Origin of the sequence: Capnocytophaga sputigena (genome assembly GCF_002302495.1) — a bacterium.
Classification (GTDB): domain Bacteria; phylum Bacteroidota; class Bacteroidia; order Flavobacteriales; family Flavobacteriaceae; genus Capnocytophaga; species Capnocytophaga sputigena.
In genome coordinates this window covers 1,207,425-1,233,235 of the sequence record NZ_CP022379.1, presented here as the reverse complement: position 1 = coordinate 1,233,235, position 25,811 = coordinate 1,207,425, and the positions used below count along the sequence as shown (strand labels likewise).

The 25,811-nt window shown below is 41.2% G+C and carries 21 protein-coding genes and 1 tRNA gene; 8 read left to right on the top strand and 14 right to left on the bottom strand.

Annotated features, from left to right (window positions below; genetic code table 11):
* Positions 1-3: 3 nt before the first annotated feature.
* Together CGC57_RS05370 and CGC57_RS05365 are read right to left on the bottom strand one after the other, a co-directional pair.
* The gene (locus tag CGC57_RS05370) at positions 4-1,104 is read right to left on the bottom strand and encodes a WG repeat-containing protein (protein WP_095898280.1); all 1,101 of its coding nucleotides are present in this window, start codon (positions 1,102-1,104) and stop codon (positions 4-6) included.
* Positions 1,105-1,175: 71 nt separating this feature from the next.
* Positions 1,176-1,898: a metallophosphoesterase gene (locus CGC57_RS05365; protein ID WP_095898279.1), complete on the bottom strand. Its 723-nt coding sequence runs from the start codon at positions 1,896-1,898 to the stop codon at positions 1,176-1,178.
* A 96-nt stretch (positions 1,899-1,994) separates the two neighbouring features.
* Between CGC57_RS05365 and brnQ the strand changes: the two genes are divergently transcribed.
* Positions 1,995-3,296: a branched-chain amino acid transport system II carrier protein gene (brnQ, locus tag CGC57_RS05360; protein WP_095898278.1), complete on the top strand. Its 1,302-nt coding sequence runs from the start codon at positions 1,995-1,997 to the stop codon at positions 3,294-3,296.
* Positions 3,297-3,530: 234 nt separating this feature from the next.
* Here brnQ and CGC57_RS05355 read toward each other — a convergent pair.
* The 12 genes from CGC57_RS05355 to CGC57_RS05300 form a co-directional block, all read right to left on the bottom strand.
* Positions 3,531-3,604 (bottom strand) — tRNA-Asn (locus CGC57_RS05355).
* 218 nt (positions 3,605-3,822) lie between these two features.
* Positions 3,823-5,208 (bottom strand): dipeptidase, encoded by a 1,386-nt coding sequence (locus CGC57_RS05350; RefSeq protein WP_095898277.1) that lies wholly within the window; start codon positions 5,206-5,208, stop codon positions 3,823-3,825.
* Between the two features lie 80 nt (positions 5,209-5,288).
* Entirely contained in the window at positions 5,289-7,607 is a 2,319-nt protein-coding gene (locus tag CGC57_RS05345; protein WP_095898276.1) for a glycoside hydrolase family 20 protein, read from the bottom strand.
* Positions 7,608-7,627: 20 nt separating this feature from the next.
* A complete protein-coding gene (locus tag CGC57_RS05340; protein WP_095898275.1) occupies positions 7,628-8,746 on the bottom strand; it encodes a GTP cyclohydrolase in 1,119 nt (372 codons plus the stop codon).
* Positions 8,733-9,671 (bottom strand): transporter, encoded by a 939-nt coding sequence (locus CGC57_RS05335; protein ID WP_095898274.1) that lies wholly within the window; start codon positions 9,669-9,671, stop codon positions 8,733-8,735. Before CGC57_RS05335 ends, CGC57_RS05340 begins: the two co-directional genes overlap by 14 nt.
* Positions 9,672-9,924: 253 nt before the next feature.
* Positions 9,925-11,391 (bottom strand): pyruvate kinase, encoded by a 1,467-nt coding sequence (pyk, locus tag CGC57_RS05330; protein ID WP_095898273.1) that lies wholly within the window; start codon positions 11,389-11,391, stop codon positions 9,925-9,927.
* Positions 11,385-11,855: an IPExxxVDY family protein gene (locus CGC57_RS05325; protein WP_095898272.1), complete on the bottom strand. Its 471-nt coding sequence runs from the start codon at positions 11,853-11,855 to the stop codon at positions 11,385-11,387. Before CGC57_RS05325 ends, pyk begins: the two co-directional genes overlap by 7 nt.
* Before the next feature lie 174 nt (positions 11,856-12,029).
* The gene (locus tag CGC57_RS05320) at positions 12,030-12,629 is read right to left on the bottom strand and encodes a hypothetical protein (RefSeq protein WP_095898271.1); all 600 of its coding nucleotides are present in this window, start codon (positions 12,627-12,629) and stop codon (positions 12,030-12,032) included.
* 3 nt (positions 12,630-12,632) lie between these two features.
* Entirely contained in the window at positions 12,633-13,895 is a 1,263-nt protein-coding gene (locus tag CGC57_RS05315) for a nucleotide sugar dehydrogenase (protein ID WP_095898270.1), read from the bottom strand.
* Positions 13,896-13,932: 37 nt separating this feature from the next.
* The gene (locus CGC57_RS05310; protein WP_232747287.1) at positions 13,933-14,448 is read right to left on the bottom strand and encodes a hypothetical protein; all 516 of its coding nucleotides are present in this window, start codon (positions 14,446-14,448) and stop codon (positions 13,933-13,935) included.
* Between the two features lie 10 nt (positions 14,449-14,458).
* Positions 14,459-15,631, bottom strand: coding sequence for a YqhG/Tai3 family protein (locus CGC57_RS12970; RefSeq protein WP_232747285.1), 1,173 nt, complete (start codon positions 15,629-15,631; stop codon positions 14,459-14,461).
* A 93-nt stretch (positions 15,632-15,724) separates the two neighbouring features.
* A complete protein-coding gene (locus CGC57_RS05300) occupies positions 15,725-16,978 on the bottom strand; it encodes a sigma-54 interaction domain-containing protein (RefSeq protein ID WP_002678411.1) in 1,254 nt (417 codons plus the stop codon).
* 135 nt (positions 16,979-17,113) lie between these two features.
* Here CGC57_RS05300 and CGC57_RS05295 point away from each other — a divergent pair, with 135 nt between their 5' ends.
* The 7 genes from CGC57_RS05295 to CGC57_RS05265 all read left to right on the top strand — a co-directional run bounded on the left by CGC57_RS05295 (position 17,114) and on the right by CGC57_RS05265 (position 25,810).
* Positions 17,114-17,356, top strand: coding sequence for a FeoA family protein (locus tag CGC57_RS05295; protein WP_002678330.1), 243 nt, complete (start codon positions 17,114-17,116; stop codon positions 17,354-17,356).
* Between the two features lie 41 nt (positions 17,357-17,397).
* Entirely contained in the window at positions 17,398-19,395 is a 1,998-nt protein-coding gene (feoB, locus tag CGC57_RS05290; RefSeq protein WP_198537263.1) for a ferrous iron transport protein B, read from the top strand.
* Positions 19,396-19,489: 94 nt separating this feature from the next.
* Complete coding sequence (locus CGC57_RS05285) at positions 19,490-20,242, top strand: patatin-like phospholipase family protein (protein WP_095898268.1); 753 nt, start codon at positions 19,490-19,492, stop codon at positions 20,240-20,242.
* 70 nt (positions 20,243-20,312) lie between these two features.
* Entirely contained in the window at positions 20,313-21,371 is a 1,059-nt protein-coding gene (locus CGC57_RS05280) for a hypothetical protein (protein WP_095898267.1), read from the top strand.
* 5 nt (positions 21,372-21,376) lie between these two features.
* Positions 21,377-21,967, top strand: coding sequence for a hypothetical protein (locus tag CGC57_RS05275; protein WP_002678535.1), 591 nt, complete (start codon positions 21,377-21,379; stop codon positions 21,965-21,967).
* A gap of 343 nt (positions 21,968-22,310) precedes the next feature.
* Positions 22,311-23,594, top strand: a complete 1,284-nt coding sequence (locus CGC57_RS05270; RefSeq protein ID WP_095898266.1) for a citrate synthase — start codon at positions 22,311-22,313, stop codon at positions 23,592-23,594.
* 2 nt (positions 23,595-23,596) lie between these two features.
* Positions 23,597-25,810: an NADP-dependent isocitrate dehydrogenase gene (locus CGC57_RS05265; protein ID WP_095898265.1), complete on the top strand. Its 2,214-nt coding sequence runs from the start codon at positions 23,597-23,599 to the stop codon at positions 25,808-25,810.
* Position 25,811 lies beyond the last annotated feature (1 nt).

Genomic DNA, 25,811 nt, shown 5'->3' with positions numbered 1-25,811 from the left:
TCTTTATTTATTTGTTGTGTCGGTTGTGAACTCAGCGAATTGGTCGTAAGGAACTTTTTTGCCGTGTTTGAATAGCACAAAAGGTTCTTCGTCTATAAAACCGATGGTTATTCCGTTTTCATCAAAATTGTCTACTTCATCAAACTGAGGAGCGAATATTTCTTTTCCGTTAGTATCTACAAATCCCCAAAGGTCGTTTTTGCATACGGCAGCCATTTGGTTGTAGAAATCATCTACTTCATCGTATTGTAGAGGTACGATTTCTTCGCCTTTGGCATTCATAAAGCCCCATTGCTCAGCAATCATCACGGCGGCAAATTCGCCATTGTCGTCAAATTCGGCTGCTTCGTCGTATTTTAGTTCGCAAATAAGTTCGCCTTGAGCATTGGCAAAGCCCCATTTTTCGGATTTCATCACGGGAGTAAATCCGTTGTTAAAACCTATGATTTCATCGTATTGAAAAGGGATAATCACCTCGTCGTTTGGGTTGATAATACCCCAATAATTGTTCTGAATCACTTTGGCTACACCATCGAAAAAGCCCTCAGTTCCCTCGTATTTATAAGGGATTACGAGTTCGTTTTTCTTGTTGATGAACCCCCAAAGTTCGTTGTTTTTCACTGGAGCGAGTCCTTCGCTAAAGGAATCGGCATCGTCATAAACAAAAGGAATTACTTCTTTGCCTTTGGTGTTGATAAAACCAGCTTTACCATTGAGTTTTACGGCAGCCATACGAGCCGAAAAATGATTAGCAGCCTCGTAAATTAGGGGGATTACAAGCTCTCCTTTGGTATTTACAAAACCAAATTTACCATTTTTCTTCACTTTGATAAGCCCTTCAGAAAAAGTAAAAACTTGGTCGTAGTACACGGGGACAATTTCCTTGCCAGCAGTGTTGAGCACGCCCCAAAGGTCGCCTATTTTCACGGCTGCAGTTCCGTTGATAAAAGGGAAAGTAGCATCGTATTTAAAAGGACATATTTCTTTACCGTTTTGGTTTACAAATCCCCATTTTCCGTTGCGTTTGGCAGCGGCGAGGTTATCGCTTGTTAGTATTTGAGATTCTTCATAGTTTTTTCGCCACAATTCTTGCGGTATTTCCATTCGTTTTCGTTTTTCTTTATTATTGGGGGCAAAGGTACGAATAATTTGTCAATTAGCAAATTAGCAAATGGTTATATATTGCGACCTTGTTCATCGGGGTAGAGGGTGTATACGGGGTCGCTTTGCCAATAGTCGCGGGTATCGATATCCATAATAGTGATGCGCCCTTTGAAGGCAGCGCCCGTATCCACATTAGTTACTCCATTGAAAGAAAGTGGTTTATCGGTACCTAATCGGGTGGTGGGGGTATGCCCGATGTATATTTCGGTATAGAGTTTTAGTCGGTTAGGGAAATGCGGGTCGGTAGGGGAGAGGTTGCAACTTTGTGCGAGTTCCCAAAGGGTTCTATCCCAATAGAACATTTGTTCGAAGTGTTCGTGGGCGATGCCGCGCAGGTTCGTAAAACCGGCGTGGAGGAAGAGGCGGTTTTTGCTGTCTAAATAGTAGTTTTCAAGCTCGGCTAAGAAGTTGAGGTGAGCGTTGCGGCGTTCGTGAGTGACGTTGCGGTAGGCTTTTTCGGTAGCTTTACCGCCGTGTAAGCGCCAAAGGGTATCCATAGGTTTTCCTAAGAGGAAATCGTAGCATAAGGCATCGTGGTTGCCGCGCAAAAAAAGGCAGCGGTGTTTTTGGCGATAGCCGATGAGAAAATCCAATAGTTCAGGGGTTTCGCTCCAGCCATCGGCGTAGTCGCCGAGGAATATAAGGAAGTCGTCGTGCTGAATGTCAGCACGTTGCAAAACTTGAATAAGGGCACGAGGAGCGCCGTGAATATCGCCAATAACAAGGGTTCTCATTGTAATAAAAAGGGTATTGATGAGGCAAAAGTAGCAAAAATATTTGGATTTTAGGGATAAAATGTTTTTATTTGCGGACTAAAAACTATGCAAGCGATGGAATTAGGTAACAAACACAAATGGAGTACCGTTACGACGGTAGGTTTTGCACTTTTCGCGATGTTCTTTGGGGCAGGCAACTTGATATTACCTCCTTTTATAGGATTGGAAGTAGGCAATGATTGGCTGTGGGCACTTTTAGGCTTTTTTGTCACGGCTATTATTGCACCATTTTTAGGTGTGCTAATGGTAGCCAAAGCGGGTACAAACTTCACTCATTTAGGCAATCGCATTCACCCAGAACTCATCAAATGGCTTACGCTGTTTGTGATATTGTGTATAGGTCCGCTCATTGCCATTCCGCGTACGGGTTCCACTACTTTTGAGGTAGGGATAGCCCCTTTGTTACCCGATTTGCCTAAAATTGCATTTTTAGCTGTGTTTTTTGGGGTGGTTTTAGTGCTTTCTATCTCTAAATCGAAGATTGTGGATATTATAGGGAAGTTTCTGACGCCTTTTCTGCTAATAGTGTTGGTATTGCTCATTGTTTTAGGCATTATCTTCCCCTTGCATCACACACTTCCATCGGATTTTACTGCAAAAGATAGTTTTGTTTTTGGTTTTACTGAAGGTTACCAAACGATGGATGTGCTTGCCTCGGTGATTTTTGCGGGGATTATCATTTCGGCAGTCAGTGAAAAAGGCTATCATTCACCCGAAAAGCGTTCGCATATCACGTTGCTCTCGGGCGGTATCTCCACAATATGCTTGTTGCTTATCTACGGCGGACTCATCTATTTAGGAGCGACTTCGGGGTATCTTACTGATAATGAAGTTTCGCGCACCGACTTGCTATTGTATATTTCACACGCAGTGTTAGGAAAGTGGGGAACAACAGCGGTTGCACTGGCGATAGGCTTTGCTTGCCTTACAACGGCTATAGCGCTCACCTCGTCGGTAGGGAGTTTTTTTGAAGACTTCACTAAAGGGCGATTGCCTTATAAAGTAGGGGTAGTGTTCTGTACTATTGTTTCTATAGTGCTTTCTATCAACAAAGTAGATAGCATTATACAATATGCAGCTTATATATTACTGTTTTTATATCCTATTGTATTTACTATCATTTTGGATGTGTTGCTCTTTGGCAATACTATAAAATCGCGTACGCCCTACCTCGTGAGCATTGCTGTTACTGCAGTGTTATCGTTTATCGACAGTTGTAAAACTTGGGGAGTATCATCATTGGAGCAGGTGTATGCTCTCAAGGCGTATCTTCCGTTAGATAGCTATTCGTTAGGGTGGTTGTTGCCATCACTATTGGCATTTTTGGGAGCAGCGGTGAGGAGAGGTAACAGGTAATAGGTTTTAGGTGTCAGGTTCCAGATGTTAGATAACAAAGGGGGCAAATCTAGGTATGTGAAACACAGATTACTAGTTGTTACTGATAGATTTTGTACAGTTTACCTTATTAACTAGACAATATGTGAAAAAGAGTATTGCTAAAATGAAAGCAGGTATTAATGAACTTACTGCAAAAGGTATAAAGATAAGATAACAAAAAAAGCACTTACATTGTAAGTGCTTTTTTTATTGCTCCCCCTACTGGACTTGAACCAGTGACCCTCTGATTAACAGTCAGATGCTCTAACCAACTGAGCTAAGGAGGAATATTCTACTTGTTTTTTTCTTAATTGCGGTGCAAAGGTACGACTATTTTTGAAACCTGCAAATTTTTAGGAAGATTTTTTTAAAATATTTTTTCTATTTGCAGTTAAAGTGTTTATTATCAATGGTTATTGATAAGTGTGGTTCGTGCCGTCAGATAATGAGAAAGGGGGCTGTATATACTTTGACAAAGTCTATACAGCCCCCTTTTATTTTGGTATTACTTGTTATTTACAAAGTAGTGATAGAACCACGGAATGGTTTCAATACCTTTGAGGAAGTTGAAAATACCATAGTGTTCGTTAGGTGAGTGGATGGCATCGCTATCTAAACCAAAACCTAAGAGGATAGATTTGCTACCTAACTCTTCTTCAAAAAGGGCTACAATAGGGATACTACCGCCTGAACGCACGGGTATAGGTTCCTTGCCGAAGCTCGCTTGGCAGGCTTTTACCGCTGCTTGGTAAGCAGGTGTATCGGTAGGGGTTACATAACCTTGTCCGCCGTGGTGAGGGGTTACTTTCACGCGTACTCCTGCAGGAGCGATGCTCTCAAAGTGTTTGGTGAAGAGTTCGGTAATTTCGTGGTTGTCTTGGTTAGGCACCAAGCGCATTGATATTTTAGCATAAGCCTTACTTGGAATCACGGTTTTGGCTCCTTGCCCTGTATAACCGCCCCAAATACCATTTACATCAAGGGTAGGACGTATAGAGGCGCGCTCGGTAGTGGTGTAGCCTTTTTCGCCATATACTTCATCGATATCTAAGGCTTTCTTGTAGGCTTCGAGTGAGAAAGGTGCTTTTGCCATTTCATCGCGTTCGGCTTGTGAGAGTTCTTCTACTTTGTCGTAGAAATGTGGAATGGTCACGCGGTTGTTCTCGTCGTGCAAAGAAGCAATCATCTTAGTAAGCACATTGATAGGGTTCGCTACCGCACCACCGTATAAACCAGAGTGCAAATCGCGGTTGGCACTAGTAACTTCTACTTCCACATAGCTAAGTCCGCGTAAACCCGTAGTGATAGAAGGGGTATCGTTAGCCAGCATACCGGTATCGGAAATGAGGATGATATCGTTTTTGAGTTTTTCGTGGTTGCGTTTTACGAACCAGCTCAAACTTTCAGAACCTACTTCTTCTTCACCCTCGATCATAAACTTCACATTGCAAGGCAATACGTTGTTTTTCACCATATATTCAAGGGCTTTCACGTGCATAAACATTTGCCCCTTGTCGTCGCAAGCCCCACGAGCGAAGATAGCGCCATCGGGGTGGATATCGGTTTTTTTGATCACAGGCTCAAAGGGGTCGGATTCCCAAAGCTCGATAGGGTCGGCGGGTTGTACATCGTAGTGCCCATATACCAATACGGTAGGTAGGGCAGGGTCGATAGTTTTTTCACCATAGACGATAGGGTAGCCAGGGGTTTCACATATTTCTACCTTGTCGCAACCAGCCTTTTCTAAGGCATTTTTTACGGCATCGGCGGTGTTGAGCACATCCTGAGAATAGGCAGCATCGGCACTAATAGAAGGCATTTTGAGCAGTTCTATCAGTTCCGCAATAAAGCGGTCTTTGTTTTCGTTGATATAATTTTTTACTGAATCCATTATGTATCGATTAACAATTTACAATTAATAATTTATAAAATAAGAGTTTTTTAAAAGAGCAACAAAGGTACATTATTTTTCTAAAATACCAAAACTTCATCTATAAAAAGCCACGCATCACCGCCTTTAGGAGGGGTTTTGACATTTTTGAGGGTAATCTTGATATGGCGTGCTTCTTGAGAATTGAACTTCAGTACAAAATCTTTTAAAGAGGGTTTTCCTCTCACTACACAAGGCTCGTTGTGGGTTGCTACTTCGCGGTAGTTTTTGCCATCGGTTGAAAGGGCTACTGCAAATTTTATAGGAAAGTAAATACCAGATGCTTGGTAGTCCATTGCGCCTATACGTACTTCACTTACCTCGGTGGCTTGTTCTAAATCAAGGGTGAGGGTTACATCGTCGCCTAACCAACCGAGCCATTGTCCGTCTAGGAAGTTTTTGCTACCGCGAACCACATTGGTGAGAGTCATCTCGCCTTGTCCCTGATACTTCTTATGATAGAGCGGACTATAACTCATTTTTTTAGCTATCGCTTTGTGGAATGTTACCTCACCAGTGGTAATGGTATTGGTCGCTTTTCCACTGAAAACAGTAGCTTTGAAGGTAGTACTTTCATTGAAAGGAATAGGTTGGGTGTATTTTTCGGCTTTTTCTATGGGGGTATCGCCTAAAGCATAGCGAATATCGGCGTTAGGGACTTCACACTCTAATTTTAAGAAAACCTTACCGTTTTGGTTTTCAACGGCAGGCAACACCTGATACATAGAACGTGCGTATTTTATTTTCATCACATCTAAACGATCCATAAAGGTTTCGGTACGCTTCACGAAGTTGTCCCAATTTTTTAAGTTATCGGGTGTCCAACTGATTTCGGAAAAAGCTAACAAGCGAGGGAAGAGCATATATTCCGAATGTTCGGGGGTAGCTATAAATTCAGCCCATAGATTAGCTTGGGAGCCTAAAACGTTTTTTTGTAGTTCTGGAGTGAGGTTTTCTTTTTCAAGATTGTAGTGGTAGAGTTTTTTAAGTGTTACATAACCGCCATTAGCGAGAGGCTCATACTCAGGGAGACCTTGATATCTGTTGATATAACAATCACTGGTGAGCACTACAGGGTTGCCTTGTTCGAGGGCTTTTCTGCCTATGTCGATACCGCGCCAATTCATCACTACCGCATCGTTAGCCAAACCACCGTCCATTATTTCATCCCAACCTACAAGAACACGTCCTTTAGAGACTAAAAATTTGTCTATTCGTTTGATGAAATAGCTTTGCAATTCGTGAACATCTTTTAAGTGGTTGTCTTTTATACGTTGTTGGCATTTAGGGCATTTTTCCCATTCGGTGTGATCAGCTTCGTCGCCACCTATGTGAATGTATTTGCTAGGGAATAGCGCCATTACTTCGGTAAGTACATCTTCTAAGAAAGTGAAAGATTCCTCTTGTCCTGCACAATAGATGTCGATGTTAGGCCATACGGCGCCAGAAGGTACACCTATGGGGCGTTTATGACAAGAGAGTTCGGGATAAGCGGCTATAGCACTCATCACGTGGGCGGGCATTTCTATTTCGGGGATTACCGTAATACCACGAGCAGCAGCGTAGGCTACAATCTCTTTGATATCCTCTTGGGTATAGAAACCGCCATATTTTTTAGGAGCTGATGCAGGATTGTCAAAGGCATCGGCAGGGTTAGAGGTGCGCTCATCCCATAGTTTATCCTCTTGATCTACACGCCAAGCACCTACTTCGGTAAGTTTAGGGTATTTTTTAATTTCGATACGCCAACCCTCATTGTCTACCAAATGGAAATGAAAAGTGTTGAGTTTGAGCATCGCCATACGGTCGAGGGTTTTCAGTATATATTCTTTAGAGAAGAAATGACGAGAGACGTCGAGCATCAATCCGCGCCAAGGGTATTGGGGAGCATCAGTGATAACAATGGCAGGTACCACCCAATCGGTTTGTACGGGGGTAGGGCTTTCAAACTCTTTGGGTAGTAGCTGACGCAGGGTTTCGAGGGCATAGAGTGCCCCGTTATAGTCAGCTGCAGTGATAGAAATTCTCTCAGGTTCTACTACAAGGGTATAACCTTCTTTTGGCAGAGATTTATCGGCAACGAGTGCGATGTAGTTAGTTGTTACACCACTTGCTTGCATAGAGAGTTCAAAGCCAGAAGCTTTTTTGAATTGTTCGGCAAAGAGTTCTGCAGCCTCAACAAAAGCGATGTCGCTCACAATTGCCGTCTGTTTGTTAAACCAAAAGTTATCTTTGTTGAGTAGCGCAAGTTTTTTGGGTTGTGGAATGATACAGATATCATTTTCAGTGAATTTCACCTCTTTGTGAGGGGGTTGGCAAGCAATGGTTAAGAGGGCGGTAAGAAATAAAAGTTTCTTCATCGGTATTAGTTGTTAGAGGGTTAAACTTCTTTTTTAAAAGTTGCTCGGCGCGCAAATATAGTGGGGTCAAAATTTTTCCAAAGTTGTTGGATAGCGATGTTTTCTTCGAGTTCGGGGGTGATAATACAATGAGTCACCTTGTTTTTAGAGAATACATCGTAGTAATAATCAAATAAGAGTGCGGGAATACCTTTGCTTTGGTATTCAGGAGCTACTCCAATGAGGTAGAACTCAACGGTATCGTGGTGTTTTTTGGCTTGCAATAAGTGCCACCAACCCCAAGGGAAGAGTTTGCCTTTAGCTTTCTGTAAGGCTTTGGAAAAAGAAGGCATTACAATAGCAAAACATATCAGTTTGCCGTCTTTATCTTCAATAAAACGGATGTACTCAGGATTGATAAACGGAATGTATTTCTGTTTGAAATAATCGCGCTGACGGTTGCTCACGGGTACGTAAGAAGCTAACTTAGAGTAGGTTTCGTTGTAGAGATCGAACATTGCATCAACGTGCTTGAGCACCTCTTGGGTAGTGGGTGTGTCAATAGATTTTACTCCATAGCGTTTTTTTATAGCTTCGGCTGTTTTTTTGAATAGTTCGGGCTTCGCATTTTTTAATCGGAAAGACATATCAATAAAGCCTTTTTCTTTAGTAAACCCTAATTGCTCTAAGTGTTGTTTGTAGTACGGATAGTGATACCAGGTCATCATATTAGAGATATGGTCGTACCCCTCGGTGAGCAAGCCCACCTTGTCCATACTCGAAAATCCCATAGGGCCTTCGATATATTCCAACTGGTATTCGCGAGCTTTCTCGGTTACTTTGTTTAAAAGAGCTTTAGTAACCTCGATATCGTCAATCATATCGAGCCAGCCAAAACGCACTTTTTTTGTACCTTGTTTGAGGTCGTGTTGGTTTACGATAGCAGCCACACGTCCTACCATTTTACCTTTTTCGTTGTAAGCGCCGTAGAAGAAGGCTTCGGCATTTTCAAACACAGGGTTTTTGGTTTTATCAAAAGATGCCACTTCATCGTTGATGAGAGGCGGTACCCAATAAGGGTGGTTAGGGTATAGTGATAGAGGGAACTTTACAAATTCGGTAAGTTCTTTTTTAGAGGAAAGTTCTTTAATCGATAGCATTACGTCTGTTTCTTTTAGCTTTTTTCTTATGGTCTATTTTAGTAGGTTCTACTTTTTCTTTGAGTACTTTTTTGATATAGCTATTGTGATTGTCGATGCGGTATGAAGCACCTATCAAGCCCATATAACGCTGAGGAGTATCTTTCCAGCCAAAACCTACATCGGCATTGAGTTGCAATTTATCAGAGGCTAAAAAGGCTACTCCAAGGCGGGTGATTTGGTCGCGGTATTGTTCGTTATAAACACCTTGTTGTTCGGCAAAAATACTGAACCAACCGTTGTCTAAATTGTGAGTAACGGTGAGGATATAACTATACTCGGTACTTTCTTTTTTTAAGAATCTATCGGCGATGAGATTGGCTACGATTACCACACGAGGAATAGGTTCAGCTTGGAAAATAGCAGCTACTTTGGGGGATAGTTGGGGTACTTCTTCATAATAATAACGCTTGTTAGGCAAGAAGTTCATACCCGCATAGAGGGCGATAGAGGGGGTGAGGTTGCGCCAGCGGAAAGAATTGTTAGCTTTCCAGCTGTATATATTAGGTTTTTCGTCTAAAAAAGCGGGTTTGAACAACTGGTATTTTGCTCCAATAGTGTTGTTTACAAAACCAAAATGAGAGGAAGAACTGTTATGCTCGAGAGTATAGTCGTAGGCAAGGGTACCATTGAGCATTACTTCTAATTGTTCTTTAAAGAAGCCATAGTGCACGGCATAATTCACTCCTGTAAAGTTCATAGAAGTGCCGGTTTTTTTATGGTTGCTGCGTTCGTACCACAAGCCCCCTTCGAACTGCAATACGCGAGCCCCTACAGCATAGGCACTTTGAGAATTACCAGGGAGATTGGAGTTGATAATCTCGGTATATTGGGCGGAGGCTGCCATTGGCAACAGTGTGATTAAGAGTAAGGAGAGTTTTTTCATTGTAAATAGAATATTTTAGGCGACAAAGATAATAAATAATTACGAATTATGAGTTACGAATTACGAAATTATTACGAGTTACGAAGTGAGGTATTAGCCCAAAGACGTTTGTTCTACTTAGAGAGGAGAATTTGTAAAAACATTTTTTTTATAAAACAAAATGTTTTTCTATGGAATTTAAGGATAAATATATAAAAAAGTTGCTTAACAATATTGTTAAACAACTTTTTTACTCATTATTTGTAACTTGTTATTATTTTTTCTTTTTATTCTCGAAATTTACGGCGCAAGAGTCGATTTCGGATACACGGAGGGTATTTACCATTCCTTTGCCTTGCATTGGCATTGATACGAGACTTATCATTATATCACCCATATCCACATAGCCTTTTTCGTTGGCAATATGGTTGATGTCCTCAATCAATTCATCGGTAGAAACAAAGCGATCGTAGTAGAAGGTGGTTACCCCCCACAAGAGGTTCAACTGGGTGAGGATGCGCTTGTTAGATGTGAAAATGAGAATGTGTGAATTAGGGCGGTATGACGAAATACGGAAGGCAGCATACCCACTGTTTGTAAGTGAAGTAATTACCTTGGCATTGGTGTCGTTAGCCATTTTAGCTGCGTGGAAACAGATCGTGTTGGTTACATAACGCAACGAACGTATAAACGGTGTGATGAGAGGAACTTGGATAAGGTTAGAATCCTCTACACTTTTGATGATACGAGTCATCTGCTGGATTACTTGTACAGGATATTTACCTACTGAAGTTTCACCAGAGAGCATCACCGCATCGGCACCATCCATTACTGAGTTTCCTACGTCGTTCACCTCAGCGCGGGTAGGGGTAAGGCTTGAAATCATACTTTCCATCATTTGGGTAGCGATGATTACAGGGATGTGGTGAGATTTAGCTTTGCGCACCAATTCTTTTTGGATAAGAGGCACTTCTTCAGCTGGGATTTCTACCCCAAGGTCACCACGGGCAACCATAATACCATTACAAGCAGCCATAATCTTATCGATATTTACCAAAGCTTCAGGTTTTTCAATCTTGGCAATGATAGGAATTTCGTAACCTGCATTTTCTTTGATAAGTTCTTTTAGGTCTTGGATATCTTCGGGGTGGCGCACGAAAGAAAGAGCGATCCAATCAACTTCTTGAGAGATAGCGAAAAGTGCATCGCGCACGTCTTTTTCGGTAAGAGCAGGGAGAGATACTTTGGTATTAGGTAAGTTCACCCCTTTTTTAGATTTGAAAGGACCACCTTGTATAACTACGGCTACTACCTCGTCTTCACGATTGGTAGATACCACTTCAAAGATGAGTTTGCCATCGTCTAACAAAATGCGTTCGCCAGGGTTTACATCTTGAGGGAACGCTTTGTAGTTCATATAAGCGCGTTCTTTAGTACCTACAAAAGGTTCGCCTGTAACGAAAGTTACGCGGTCGCCAGGGTATACCACAGCATCGTCTTCCATTACCCCAACGCGCAATTTAGGACCTTGGAGGTCGGCGAGGATAGCGGTATGAAAACCGTGTTCTTCGTTGATTTGGCGAATCATCTTGATGCGGTTGCGCACATCGTCGTAATCGGCGTGTGAGAAGTTGATACGGAAGACGTTCACGCCCGCAGCCATCATATCTTTTATTACCTCAGGACTTTCGGTAGCAGGACCTAAGGTAGCTACAATCTTTGTTTTTTTTGTATTTAACATTCTTGAAAAATCTGTTTATATTTATTATTCAGTGTATCGGTATCGATAGTATAAGCGGTAGTAGCAGGTATTTCGGATATTTTAGAGAGCAATGTTGCTAAATCCATACGCCTTTCGGTGTCAATTTTTAGAAAGTAGTCTACTTTTTTGTATTTGTCTATTAAGTAGATAAGAGAGGTTGTACTCTCAAAAAGCGAAAGGGATTGCATTTCTTTCTCTATTAGCAGTTTGTTGCCTATGCAGTGCCAAGCTGTTCCTAACAAGGGGTTTTCCCAATAGTAATACGAAAAATATTTACCCGAAACAGTGTCTAACAAACTTGCTTTTTGGTTTTCTTTAGCCAATTGCAATTGCAGCGTTTTGTTCAGAAAATAAGCCAAGCGATAGTCGTCTAAAGCTGAATGTACTGCGATGAGCTTGTAATCACAAGGTAAAACATCTAGTAATTTAAGTACTGCTGCCATAGTTCTTCACTTTCAGGCGGCAAAGATACAAACTAATTAGCGAATTAGCAAATTAGCGAATTAGAAAATTGTTTTGGCACGGTTTTTGGAAAGAGGTAGTAAAATAATTTAGAAATCGCTATTATATTATATATTCTAAGGCGCGTTGCTGTGATAGTGACGCGCTTTTTTATTTTAGAATCGGATGCCAAAACCTATGCCTAAAGTGCGGTATTCTACTGTATCGGGGATTTCATCGGCAAGAATGGGTTTGCCCACCTCAAAACTTGTATATGAGGCATCTATCAATACGCTTACAGTGAATGCATCTTCTACAGCAATAGGGATACTCAACCCTATTTTAGCTTCGCCAAAAGAGGACTTTACTTGTTTGCTTAGTGGGATAAAACCAGATAGTTGTCCGTAAATATCGGCATAAGAAGCCTTAGGGAGCATTCCTCTAACAACAATTCCTGCTTTTAAAGCTGTGGTTACGGGGGCTCTGAAATGGTGAATCCCCACAATAGCTCCTACAGCCAAAGAACGGGTGAATAGGTAATTAGTTGAAAAATCGGTGGAATAGATTACTTTTTCTCTAAACTTGTATTCTTTTCCATAAGAAGCATCTCTACCTAAATGATCTATAAAATGAACCCCATACGAATAAGTAGCTTTTTCTTTTCTGGGGATGTTTAGATGAGCACTTGCTTGGAAAAACCATCTTTCGTCAAAGAAATCTTGAGCGAGAAGCATTGAGGGCAATAAGAAAACTGCAATGTAAAGGATATTTTTCATTTGTTACAATCTAAAAATATTCTCAGCAATAGGCAATTTGCCTTTTACATCGTAAATGATTCCTTTTTCGTTTAGGTAATCGGCTATATTCATCTGTAAAAACTCGTTGTGTGCTACGCAAAGCACTACCACATCATTGTTTTTAGGAAGGTTTTCTCTATTGGTTTCTACTTTAACGGCATACTCTTCATCAGCACGATTAGGGTCAGCCCAAGGGTCGTATATCACTATGTGAGCAGTGAAATTTTCGAGTGTGCGATAGATATCTATAACCTTGGTATTGCGAGTGTCGGGGCAGTTTTCTTTAAAGGTAAAGCCCAAAAGCAAGATTTTGCTATCTTTCACTGGAGCACCTTGCAAACACAAGCGGTTGATAATCTGGTAAGCGATATATCCCCCCATAGAATCGTTAGTTTTGCGGGCTTCCATCATTAGGCGGGGTGAAACGCCGTGGAGCTTAGCTTTTTGTATGAGGTAGTAAGGGTCTACCCCTATACAATGTCCGCCTACCAATCCAGGGCGGAAAGGCAAAAAGTTCCACTTGCTGCTGGCGGCATCTATCACGGCATTGGTATCGATGTCGAGAATATTGAATATTTTGGCGATTTCGTTCATAAAAGCAATATTCACATCGCGCTGAGCGTTTTCTATCACTTTGGCAGCTTCGGCTACTTTGATAGAGGAGGCGAGATAAGTACTCCCTGTGAGTACTGAATTGTAAAGCGCATCGACTTTTGCTGCTATCTCAGGGGTAGAACCTGAAGTTATTTTGCAGATGTTCTCCACCGTGTGTTGTTTGTCGCCAGGGTTGATGCGTTCGGGGGAGTAACCTACGAAGAAATCACGGTTGAACACGAGGTTTGATACTTTTTCTAAGACAGGTACGCATACTTCTTCGGTTACTCCTGGGTAAACCGTTGATTCGTAAATCACAATATCACCTTTTTTGAGCAATGCCCCTACTGTTGCACTCGCTTTGCGGAGTGCGGTAAGGTCGGGTTGCTGATAGAGGTCGATAGGGGTAGGGACAGCCACGATATACACATTGCAATCGGCGGCATCTGCAGGGTTTGTAGTACAAATGAGGTGAGTAGCCAAACGCTCTTTAAGCGTTTCACTACTGATTTCGCCGGTAGTATCTACCCCAGCGTTGAGGCTTTCTACACGCACCTTATAAGGGTCGTAACCCACGGTGGGATATTTTTTAGCAAAGAGGCAAGCTAAAGGTAACCCCACATAACCGAGACCTATAATACCTATTTTCATCAATTAACAATTAACGATTAACAATTAATTTTAAAACCTATTTGTATATTATCTCATTTATTTTTTCAGGATCATAATCTTCAAAAAGGATTTCTCCAAAGTCTTTTTGTGTTGCTTGAACATTAGAAGGCTTTCTCTCATCCCACCAATAGGTGATATGTCCAAATCGGTGTAGAACAATCTTATTTTTACTATATTTAAAAGTGATATACTTTTCAGCGGTATAATTTCCAGGTACTTCAGTATTTAATTCAATGGTGAAAAAATTGTCTTTAAAAGCAATTCTTTTGAAGAAAATAAACTCCATACTTGGATATATTTTTTCATTGTGAAAGAATCTGTATTTATCACCTCCTTGATGAATTAACAAAATAACAGGAGTTACTAAAGTCTTATGATCATCAGTTTCTGGGGCGTTGTTGTTTTCAAAAGCGAGGATGATATCTTTATTACCATCTTGATTGAGGTCGTGTTGATACATTTTTTTCAGCGTAAAGAGTTTAGATTTTTGTATGCGATTGATGACCTCAGAAATATTTTTAAATTGAATCATCTCCCCACTATCATTTTGAATGATCCCCCTCTTCTGTTATGACGATGTCCTCAGGAGTGGTAAAATCGTTTTTCAAAAACTCTTCGTAATATCCTTTTTTATCACCATTCCTATATTTCTTGTAATAAGGAAGTTCCGTAGAAGGAAACTCAAAATAATACATATTTTTATCTTTAACGAGAGTTCCTTCTAAATAATCAGGATAATCATTGTATTCACTATCCTCTGCTGAAATATATTTTTTAGGCATAGCAACAATATATTTTCCTTCGGATCTATATATTTTTACAAAATCACCATAAGTAGTTTTAGACTCTTCATACTCTGCTTTCCAATAGGTTATTCTCTGCCCTAAAGGAAAGATTTTGTTATCCTTATAACAATATAGTTCCCAACCAAAATTATACTCACCCACCAAAGGAAAAAGCAAGATGTACGTTTTGTTTTCCTCATCCAAATAAACAAAAGGGCTTGAAGTAAGTAAATCATTAGGCTTTTTCTTTCTGATGATTTTTCTAGCATCCTTACCAACAGTTACTGTAATTATTTCAGATATACTATTTTTACCTTCTTCTATTTCATTTGCAACCCTTACATTTTGGCAATTCAATTTATAAAATTCTTCTTTATTAGAGGCATTACAATCTAATTTTAAAAGTTGAACCAGTTCTTTATAGTCTATAGTTGTTTCTTGAATATCACTAGGCATTACATCTCTTTTCCCCGCTAAAATATCATCATTTAATATTTTAGAAATTACAAAATGCCCGTCCTTATCTTTTTCTAATAAATAGTCTACACAAGTTTCTTTTTCATTAGTGTCTCCAAATAGTAAAAAACAACATCTGTATTCATTTTTGTTTTCTAAAGGTGTTATTTTTAATGTACTATTGAGAACATCAGCAAAAAAATCTTGCCCATCTATAAAAGGGTCGTAATCTAATGTCATATCAGCAGATAGTTCGTCAATCTTTTCCAACAATTGCTTGGAAACATATTGCTTGAAAAGTACTTCTCGGTTATCTAACGAACCATTATAAACAGATGAATAAAAAGCTTTTAGAGTTGCTATAGCAACTTCTGTATCTGTAGGTGTAGGTTCAGTAGCAACGTTATTAGCGTTCTTCTTATCTCTACAACTAATAAAAGCTATTAAAATAAATATGATAATAATTCTTTTCATAAGTAAAAAAAATGTCAGACAAGTCGGACGGGGCAGACGAGTAGGATGGGGGCAGGGAGATAGTGCTAACTCCTGAAACCTGAGACCTGACCCCTAAATCATATTATATTGCTTTAGTTTTCTGTACAGAGTGCGTTCGGAAATTCCTAAAGCCTTAGCTGTTTCTTTGCGTTTGCCATCGTTGTGTTCTAATGATTTGCGTATCATCTCACGCTCTTGTTCTTGGAGTGAAAAACGCTCTTCTTCAGCAGCTTCCTCGTAGTCGTACACTACTTCGTGAGGAAGGATTTCTTTTTCGGCAGGCGTTACAGGTAAAAAAGCAAAAGAAGGAGGTGTAGGGTCGTTTTTGCGAGTGTCGTTGCCATAAATGCGATGGATGAGACCTTCGTTCTCTTGTTGTACTTGGGGGGAATTGCCGTGTTGTAGTAGCTCGAGAGTGAGTTTTTTCAGGTCGTTGAGGTCGTTTTTCATATCGAAAAGCACCTTGTAGAGCAGCTCGCGTTCGTTGCTAAAATCACTATCTGAGCGGTTTTGTGCAGGGACTATTGAAGGCAAATTTGTACCTTCGTCGGGCAAGTAAGAGCGCAAAAGACTTGCGGTGATGTCGCGGCGTTGTTCCAGCACTGAAATTTGTTCGGCTACATTGCGCAACTGACGTATATTACCGCTCCAACGGTAGTTTGTGAGCAGATGTACAGCATCTTCACTGAGTCTTACGGCAGGCATTTTGTATTTTTCGGCAAAGTCAGAAGCGAACTTGCGGAAGAGCAGATGTATATCGTCTTTGCGTTCGCGCAAAGGAGGAAGGTGTATTTCCACCGTGCTGAGTCGGTAATAGAGGTCTTCGCGGAAACGTCCTTTTTTGATAGCTTCTTGCATTTGTACATTGGTAGCAGCCACAATGCGCACATTGGTTTTCTGTACTACTGAAGACCCTACTTTGATGAACTCGCCATTTTCCAGCACCCGCAAGAGGCGCACTTGAGTAGTAAGAGGCAGTTCGCCCACTTCGTCTAAGAAAATAGTACCGCCATCGGCTTCTTCAAAATAACCGCTACGGGTAGCTGTAGCCCCTGTGAAAGCGCCTTTTTCGTGACCAAAAAGTTCAGAATCAATAGTGCCTTCGGGGATAGCCCCACAGTTCACAGCGATATATTTGCCGTGTTTGCGCATTGAGAGTGAGTGAATGATACGAGGGATAGCCTCTTTTCCCACCCCACTTTCACCGGTGATGAGCACCGAAATATCGGTAGGGGCGACTTGTATAGCTTTTTCGAGCGCACGATTGAGCTTTAAATCGTTGCCAATGATGCCAAAACGCTGTTTTATTGCTTGTATATTTTCCACGTTTGTTACTTGAGAGTTTAGAGTTGCAAAGATATGAATAATTAACGAATTAGCAAATTTGCCAATTCGCTAATTTGTCAATTAATAAATTATTCTTACTTTTGCCGTCTAAAACAATTCTAAATAACAACCACTATGGAAAAAGTGCCATCTCACCCTCATACTATTGCCGACCTTAAAAAAGGCGAAAAAGGTGTCATTCAGGAGTTTGACTGCTGTAAAATTCCTCTTAAACTCATTGAATTAGGCTGTTTTGTAGGTAGTGAAGTGGAGGTACTCCAAAAGGCGACTTTTGGCGATCCTATTTACATTCGTATGAACGATGCTTATCTTTCTATTAGAAAAGATATGGCAAAAACAATTCAATTAGCAAATTAGGCATAAGTCGCACAAGCAATTTAATTAACAGATTTAGTAAATTGGCACATCTTAAAATCGCCCTTGTGGGCAATCCTAATACAGGAAAAACATCTCTTTTCAATGCGCTTACAGGCTTAAACCAGCAAGTGGGCAACTACCCTGGTATTACTGTAGAAAAGAAAATAGGGCATTGCAAACTCCCTGATAACCAGCAAGCTGAAATTATCGACTTGCCAGGTACTTATAGCCTCAACCCAAGTTCAGAAGACGAACAAGTGGCTGTGGATACTCTTATCAACCGCCAAGGAACATACTTCCCCGATGTGGTGGTGGTGGTGAGCGAGGTGAGCAACCTCAAGCAAAACTTGCTGCTCTTCACCCAAGTGAAAGACCTCCAGCTGCCTACTATTCTGGTTATCAATATGGCTGACCAGATGCAGCGCAAAGGCATTAGCATAGATATCCCCCAATTAGAACGCTTGTTACACACCCGAGTTATCCTAACCAGCACTCGCAAAGGTGAAGGGCTTTTAGCATTGAAACAAGCTATTGTAGACTTCAAAGAATTATGGGTTGCCCCTTGTGTGGATATGTCGCGCTTGGAGGCTATACCCTTTGGTACTTCGGAAAGTGAACAACGCCGCAAACAGCAGAAAGAGACTATTATCCGCTATCAGTTTATCAACGAAACTCTCAAAGAAACTTATACGGTAGATCAGCACAAGGCACAAACCCTACGCGCCCGCCTCGACCGTTTTCTCATACATCCATTCTTTGGTTATGTGGTATTTGCCGCTATACTATTGCTCATTTTCCAAGCAGTTTTCACTTGGTCGAGTTACCCAATGGACTGGATAGAGGACGGGTTTGGTATTTTAGGAGAATGGCTGGCGACCAAATTGCCTGCAGGCGCACTTACTAATTTACTCATCGATGGTGTGCTCCCTGGAATAACAGGCATCACTGTGTTTATCCCACAAATAGCCGTACTTTTCACCCTGATAGCCATTTTAGAAGAAAGCGGCTATATGAGTAGGGTTGTTTTTTTGATGGACAATGTGATGCGACGTTTTGGGCTTAGTGGCAAGAGTGTAGTGCCACTCATTTCGGGGGCTGCTTGTGCCGTGCCTGCTGTAATGATTGCCCGCAATATCGAGAGTTGGAAAGAACGCCTTATCACCATACTCGTTACTCCGTTTATGACCTGCTCGGCGCGTTTGCCCGTGTATCTTATCATTATCAATTTGGTAATTCCCGAAGGTGATTTTCTGTGGGTTAGCTACAAAGCGTGGACATTTTTCGCAATGTACTTATTAGGGCTTGTAGTGGCATTACTTTCGGCTTTTATCTTAGATAAAGTGCTGAAAATACAAAAGAACAGCAGTTTTTTTATAGCCGAAATCCCCGACTATAAAATTCCGCTACTGCGCAATGTATGTCTTACAGTATACGAGAAAACCAAAGGTTTTGTGATGGGGGCAGGTAAGTTTATTTTGGCAATTTCGGTATTGTTGTGGTTCTTAGGCTCTCACGGAATGGGCGAAAAGTACAACAGCATTGAGGCTACCGCCGAACAACTAGCACAAACCCACCAATGGACAGAAGAACAAAAAGCGAATTACATCCAATCCGAAAGTTTAGAATATTCGTTTTTAGGCTATATAGGCAAGGGGATAGAACCCGTATTTCGTCCGCTGGGTTACGATTGGAAGATAAGCATAGGAGTAGTCGCTTCATTTGCGGCTCGTGAGGTTTTTGTCAGCACATTATCAACGGTTTATAGTTTAGGAAAAGACCTCGATACCGAGGGAGAAGAAGGAGAACGCACGATTTTAGCAAAAATGCGCTCGGAAGTACACCCCGATGGCACCCCCGTATATACTCTTGGCACAGGAATTTCACTATTGCTCTACTACGCTTTTGCGATGCAATGCCTTAGCACGGTTGCCGTGGTACGCAAAGAAACCAATAGCTGGAAATGGACAGCCCTACAGTTTTTGTTTATGACCGGCATTGCTTATATAAGTGCGATGTTGGCGTTTATTTTAATTAGATAATTAGCAAATTAGCAGATTGTCCCCGACTCACTTACTCGGCAATTGCCGACAATTTCGAAGGGGGACAATCCGTAAAGGTGATAATTGACAACTTATGAAGTTAGGTTTAGTATTTTCAGGAGGCGGGGTACGTGCTTTGGCACACGCTGGATTGCTCAAAGCCTTAGAAGAAAAAGGCTTGCGACCATCAATCATTTCAGGCACCAGTGGAGGAGCTCTCATTGGGGCACTCTATGCTTGTGGGGTAAAACCCGATGATATGATGCGCTTTTTCAAGGAAACTCCCTTGTTCAAATGGTCGATGATTACCTTTAAGAAAGTAGGCTTGGTGGATAGTGCTAAATACGCTAAATTCTTCAAAAAAGAACTTCAGTACCACACTTTTGAAGAACTCCAACTGCCCTTAATTGTTACAGCTACTAATTTGCTGAACGGCAAGCTACAGTATTTTAGCAAAGGAGAACTCATTCAACCTATAATAGCCTCAGCCGCTTTGCCACCCTATTTTTCACCCGTGAGAATAGGTGAAAGCCTCTATTGCGACGGCGGACTTTTAGATAACTTTCCGATAGAACCTATTAGAAAACAATGTGATAAAATCATAGGTAGCTTTATAAATCCTTTAGAATCAATTACCGAAAAAGACCTCAGCAACTCTTTCCAATTTATGCAACGCATCTACAACATCGCGATGGACGGCAACTACAGCCGTAAATTCAAGAAATGCGATTTGCTATTGTTGCACAACCTCAGCAATATAGGGGTGCTGGATACCAAAATGCTCGATCACGCTTTTGAATACGGTTATGAAATGGGAATAAAAAGATTAGCGGAGTTGAAAGATTAACAATTCTTTAACAATTTTATTTCTCTAAAACCTATACTTTTGCGCCGTTAAATTATAGTAATTCAGTAATATGAAGAAATTTTTATTAAGCCTTTTGGCAACAGCTACCCTTGTAGGGTGTGGTAGTAAGGACGATAATGAACCCGTTTATAGTCCTGAAGATGGTAAAACCATAGTAAAAAACACTATGGAAAGTGTTTATGACTGCTTTAAAAAAGCTAATGATGGCAGTTTTGCTGATTTTTTGTTCCAAGTGAATAAAAAATCGGGAGATAATACTTGGGCTGAATATTTAGGTGAAAAATTCTATGACCAATATGATACTCAAAAAAATGGAGGTTTTAATTTTCAAGAGTTGAAAGGTATTTACACTTGGAATGTTGTTACTAAAGAGTGGAGTAAGACTGGTTCTAGCAGTAATATCACTTGGATTTTCCCTGCTACTGCTAATGGTACTAACCTCAATGGTCGTGCAGTACTAGAGAACTATCAAGATAAAGTTATCACTGTAGAAAGTGATAGTGAAAGATTTCCTGTAAAAGGACATATTATCATCACGGTAGACAATAAAAAAGTAGCTGAAATGAAACTTAATAATGTTACTTTTGAAGAAAATACCAATTTTCTTTTCCCTAACCATATTGATCTTACTATTTACACTGAACCATTCACTACTACTGTGAAACTTACAAAACGTACTGCTGAAGAATTTCTTTTTGATTTTTCTCTCAGTTCACCAAAAGGTTGTACAACAGTGCTTAGAGCTAATGCAAAACTAACTTCAAGCAACTATAATAGTTTTACTTCAGTAGAAGAAGCATTTGATAATATTAACTTAATAGCTATCCAAAATGATTTGCAATTGGTGGCTAAGGTAGATGTAAAAGCTATTCATAAAGCAGGTAAAAAAATTGGAGATCTCACTACAGAAGAAGTAAACACTTATGTTAAGGCAGAACTCTTTAAAGTAAATGGAGGAAAGATTGCCGATGTGAAATATGCAGTTGAAGGTGATGACGATATAATTTACTTCATTTATTCAGATGGTTCAAAAGTGAAAGCAGAAGAATATGTTTCTGACTTCCAAGAAAAAGTAAAAAACATTTTTAAACGCTTTTTTAACGAATAAAACTGATGAAAAAGAATTTATTTTTCATATTTATAATAATTAGCAGCATTGCTCTCGCTCAAGAGAGCAATGCTCTTTTTACTTCTACTGATAGCCTTACAACCTCTCCTACTACTTGTAAACATCAAATAGGTATAGGGCTTTCTAAATTTGTAAATGCTGCTTTTCCAAGTGATAGCAATGCTTTTTTGTTAGAATATCGCTACCAGAAAACACCAACTGTTGCTTATCGTATAGGAGGTGATTATCGTGCAGAAAGCTCTAAAGATAGCAGTTATGAAATAGCCCTAAAAATAGGGATTGATAGATTGCTAAAAAACTACAACAAATGGCAATTTTACTATGGTATTGACCTTTGGGGGCGTTATCTGCACTATGGCGAACGAAAACAACATTACACTAATATCGCTATAAATCCTTTTCTAGGTATACTTTTTCGCTTTAGTAAAAATTTTTCAGTAGCTACCGAACCTGGTTTTTTTGTAAAATATAATATCCGTCGCGACCGTCGGAGTTTTGATCCTGAAGCACAAGCTGAATGGTTTGAAAGTCGCTTGGCTAAAATAGGGTTTATACAATTGAATTTTCATTTTTAATTTAGTATTCACATATTCAGCTAATCTACCTTCTTTTTTGCAAAATCCTCAATTTCTCCCTATCCAAATTATCAAATCAATAATTTGCCCCCTTTCTTTTTTTTATATCTTCAAAATTTTAACACTTTAGCTACCTAAACCCTCTTACCATCTCATAAACCACTGATTTCCAACAAAAATATGTTAAACTTTTGTTAAAATAGTATTTTCATTAGGTTGCTTTCAGTTGTTTTTTCTTACCTTTACCACGAAAAAAGTGATAAAATCGAAAATAGAGCTATAAAGTATTATCTCTTTTTAACATTTAAGAAGCATTAAAAAAACACTAAAAACAAATTGTACTATGGAAAACACAGCAAAATTGATTTTTGAAGGAAAAGAGTATGAATTTCCTATTGTAGTAGGGACTGAAAATGAAAAAGCAATCAACATTGAAAAATTGCGTGCCCTGACTGGATTGGTAACCTTAGATTCAGGTTACAAGAACACTGGTTCTTGCAAAAGCGCTATTACTTTCCTCGACGGTGAAAAAGGTATTTTGCGCTATCGCGGCTATAATATTGAAGAATTGGCTGCCAAAGCCGAATTCCTCGAAGTAGCCTACCTCCTTATCTTTGGCGAACTCCCCACTGCCGAAGAGTATGACGATTTCAAAAAAACAATTCACAAGTATACCCTTGTACACGAGGATATGCGTCACATTATGGACGGTTTCCCGCGCTCGGCGCACCCTATGGGAGTGCTAGCATCGGCTACCAGTGCGCTCACCGCTTTCAATCCTGTACCAGTGAATGTACATTGCCCCAAACACGTCTATCAAGCGGTCTGCAAAGCCATTGCCAAAGTAACTATTATCGCTTCTTGGGTGTACCGCAAGCGCGAAGGTTTACCGCTGAATTATTACGACAACAAGAAAGGTTATATCGAGAATATTTTGCGCCTTTTCTTTGAAATTCCTACTGAGGAATACAAAATCAACCCTACCATTGTGAGTGCTCTCAACAAGTTGCTCATCCTCCACGGCGATCACGAACAGAACTGTTCTACTTCTACCGTGCGCTTGGTAGGGTCTTCAGAGGCAGGTTTGTTTGCCAGTATATCTTCAGGGGTTTCTGCCCTCTGGGGTCGACTCCACGGCGGCGCAAACCAAGCTGTGATTGAAATGTTAAACGATATTCACGCCGATGGTGGCGGAGTTGATAAGTTCATCAACAAAGCAAAAGATAAAGATGATCCTTTCCGCCTAATGGGCTTTGGTCACCGTGTGTACAAAAACTTCGACCCACGGGCTAAAATCATCAAAGTGGCTGCCGATGATGTGCTCAATGCTTTAGGCATCGACGACCCTATTTTTGGCATTGCCAAACATCTCGAAAAAGTAGCTTTGGAAGATGACTACTTCAAATCGCGCAACCTCTACCCCAATGTCGATTTCTATTCGGGTATCATCTACAAAGCCTTGGGTATGCACTTAGAGATGTTCACCGTGCTTTTTGCTATCGGTCGTCTCCCTGGTTGGATTGCCCAATGGAAGGAAATGCGCCAAGGAGGAGAGCCTATCGGTCGTCCGCGACAAATATACGTAGGTGCCACCGAAAGACCTTTTGTTGAATTGAATAAAAGATAAAAATGAAAAACATTATCTATACCATTACCGACGAGTCGCCTTATTTGGCAACGCATTCACTATTGCCTATCATCAAACGCTTTTGCGCCTCTTCGGGTATCAACTTTGAAGCCAAAGACATCTCATTGGCAGGGCGTATTTTAGCCTCTTTCCCCGATTTTCTCACAGCAGAACAACGCGTGCCCGATGCTCTTAGCGAACTGGGGGCGTTGGCAACGCGTCCAGAAGCCAATATCATCAAGTTGCCTAACATCAGTGCTTCGGTACCCCAACTGAAAGCGGCTATTGCCGAACTACAATCGCAAGGCTATGCGCTTCCCGATTACCCTGAGAACCCTACTGATGAAGCCGAAACAGCTATCAAACAGCGGTATGACAAGGTGAAAGGCAGTGCGGTGAACCCTGTGTTGCGCGAGGGTAATTCCGATAGGCGCGCACCCAAATCGGTGAAACAGTACGCGCAAACGCACCCGCATTCAATGGGCGCGTGGAGTGCTGAGAGTCTCACGGAAGTCGCTACGATGCAAGCGGGCGATTTCTATCACAACGAGCAATCGGTAACCCTCAAAAAAGCTGATGTGGTGCGCATAGAGTTGGTAAGCCCTAAACACGAGGTGCAACTGCTCAAAGCGGAACTTCCTTTGCAAGCGGGCGAAGTGATAGATGCTACTTTTATGAGCAAAGAAGCCCTTTTCAAATTCTATAAAAAAGTCTTTGCCGAAGCGAAAGACAAGGGGGTACTCCTCTCTTTGCATCTGAAAGCTACGATGATGAAGGTTTCCGACCCCATTCTCTTTGGCTATGCGGTTGAAACGTACTTTGCTAATTTGTTCCAAAAACACCCGCGCGAACTGAAAGCCTTAGGGGTGAATGTGCGCAACGGTCTTTCGGATATCCTCGCCAAAATAGAACAATTGCCTGCTGAAGAGCAAGAGCCTTTAAAGCACGATATCGAGGGGGCACTTGCGCAAGCTGCGGCTTTGGCGATGGTAAATTCTGATAAGGGGATTACCAACTTGCATTTCCCTAACGATGTGATTGTAGATGCTTCTATGCCAGCAATGATTCGCAATGGGGGCAAGATGTGGAATGCCAAAGGGGAAGCACAAGATACTTTGGCTGTACTGCCCGATAGCACTTATGCGCGTATCTACCAAGTAGTGATTGACTTCTGTAAGAAACACGGGGCTTTCAATCCTGCCACAATGGGGAGTGTTGCCAATGTGGGCTTAATGGCGCAAAAGGCTGAAGAATATGGCTCGCACGACAAGACTTTCGAAATTCCTCATAGCGGACGCGTACAGGTGGTAGGTGCCGACGGTAAAGTGTACTTGTCGCACAAAGTAGAAAAAGGCGACATTTGGCGTATGTGCACTGCGAAAGATGCTGCCATACAAGATTGGGTGAAATTAGCGGTAACGCGCGCACGTCTCAGCCAAACGCCAGCGGTCTTTTGGTTGGACGAGCACCGCGCTCACGATGCCCAGCTCATCAAAAAAGTAAAACACTATTTGGCTCAGCACGATACTAAAGGGGTTGATATTCGCATTATGTCGCCCGAAACGGCTATGCTCTTCACCTTAGAGCGCTCTCGCAAGGGCAAAGATACCATTTCGGTAACGGGCAATGTGTTGCGTGATTACCTCACCGACTTGTTCCCTATCTTAGAATTGGGCACCAGTGCCAAAGTGCTCTCTATCGTCCCCTTAATGAATGGCGGCGGACTCTTTGAAACGGGCGCAGGAGGTTCAGCACCTAAATTAGCCGAACAACTCTTTGCCGAAAACCACTTGCGTTGGGATTCCTTAGGGGAATTTCTCGCCTTAGGGGCTTCACTGGAGCATTTTGCTCAAAAACACGACAATCCTAAAGCCTTAGTGTTAGCCCAAACACTTGATGAGGCGACAAGCAAGCTGTTGAACAACGACAAATCGCCACAAGCCAAAGTGGGTACGCTTGACAATCGCGGAAGTCACTTCTATTTAGCGCTCTATTGGGCTGAAGCCTTAGCGGCACAAACTCAAGATAGCGCTCTTGCCGAAGAGTTTGCTCCTGTCGCCAAAGCCCTAAAAGACAACGAAACGACGATCGTGGAAGAGCTAACCCAAATACAAGGTACACCCGTAGAATTAGGAGGTTATTACCACCCTAATCTCACCAAAGTAGCCGAAGTTATGCAAGGAAGTAAAACCCTATTGTTAATTATTAATTCTTAAT

What these genes read in the sequence shown, in the direction of transcription:
- CGC57_RS05370 (WP_095898280.1), bottom strand. Translation starts at nt 1,104, where the DNA reads ATGGAAATACCGCAAGAATTGTGGCGAAAAAACTATGAAGAATCTCAA.
- CGC57_RS05365 (WP_095898279.1), bottom strand. Translation starts at nt 1,898, where the DNA reads ATGAGAACCCTTGTTATTGGCGATATTCACGGCGCTCCTCGTGCCCTT.
- brnQ (WP_095898278.1), top strand. Translation starts at nt 1,995, where the DNA reads ATGGAATTAGGTAACAAACACAAATGGAGTACCGTTACGACGGTAGGT.
- CGC57_RS05350 (WP_095898277.1), bottom strand. Translation starts at nt 5,208, where the DNA reads ATGGATTCAGTAAAAAATTATATCAACGAAAACAAAGACCGCTTTATT.
- CGC57_RS05345 (WP_095898276.1), bottom strand. Translation starts at nt 7,607, where the DNA reads ATGAAGAAACTTTTATTTCTTACCGCCCTCTTAACCATTGCTTGCCAA.
- CGC57_RS05340 (WP_095898275.1), bottom strand. Translation starts at nt 8,746, where the DNA reads ATGCTATCGATTAAAGAACTTTCCTCTAAAAAAGAACTTACCGAATTT.
- CGC57_RS05335 (WP_095898274.1), bottom strand. Translation starts at nt 9,671, where the DNA reads ATGAAAAAACTCTCCTTACTCTTAATCACACTGTTGCCAATGGCAGCC.
- pyk (WP_095898273.1), bottom strand. Translation starts at nt 11,391, where the DNA reads ATGTTAAATACAAAAAAAACAAAGATTGTAGCTACCTTAGGTCCTGCT.
- CGC57_RS05325 (WP_095898272.1), bottom strand. Translation starts at nt 11,855, where the DNA reads ATGGCAGCAGTACTTAAATTACTAGATGTTTTACCTTGTGATTACAAG.
- CGC57_RS05320 (WP_095898271.1), bottom strand. Translation starts at nt 12,629, where the DNA reads ATGAAAAATATCCTTTACATTGCAGTTTTCTTATTGCCCTCAATGCTT.
- CGC57_RS05315 (WP_095898270.1), bottom strand. Translation starts at nt 13,895, where the DNA reads ATGAAAATAGGTATTATAGGTCTCGGTTATGTGGGGTTACCTTTAGCT.
- CGC57_RS05310 (WP_232747287.1), bottom strand. Translation starts at nt 14,448, where the DNA reads ATGATTCAATTTAAAAATATTTCTGAGGTCATCAATCGCATACAAAAA.
- CGC57_RS12970 (WP_232747285.1), bottom strand. Translation starts at nt 15,631, where the DNA reads ATGAAAAGAATTATTATCATATTTATTTTAATAGCTTTTATTAGTTGT.
- CGC57_RS05295 (WP_002678330.1), top strand. Translation starts at nt 17,114, where the DNA reads ATGGAAAAAGTGCCATCTCACCCTCATACTATTGCCGACCTTAAAAAA.
- CGC57_RS05285 (WP_095898268.1), top strand. Translation starts at nt 19,490, where the DNA reads ATGAAGTTAGGTTTAGTATTTTCAGGAGGCGGGGTACGTGCTTTGGCA.
- CGC57_RS05280 (WP_095898267.1), top strand. Translation starts at nt 20,313, where the DNA reads ATGAAGAAATTTTTATTAAGCCTTTTGGCAACAGCTACCCTTGTAGGG.
- CGC57_RS05275 (WP_002678535.1), top strand. Translation starts at nt 21,377, where the DNA reads ATGAAAAAGAATTTATTTTTCATATTTATAATAATTAGCAGCATTGCT.
- CGC57_RS05270 (WP_095898266.1), top strand. Translation starts at nt 22,311, where the DNA reads ATGGAAAACACAGCAAAATTGATTTTTGAAGGAAAAGAGTATGAATTT.
- CGC57_RS05265 (WP_095898265.1), top strand. Translation starts at nt 23,597, where the DNA reads ATGAAAAACATTATCTATACCATTACCGACGAGTCGCCTTATTTGGCA.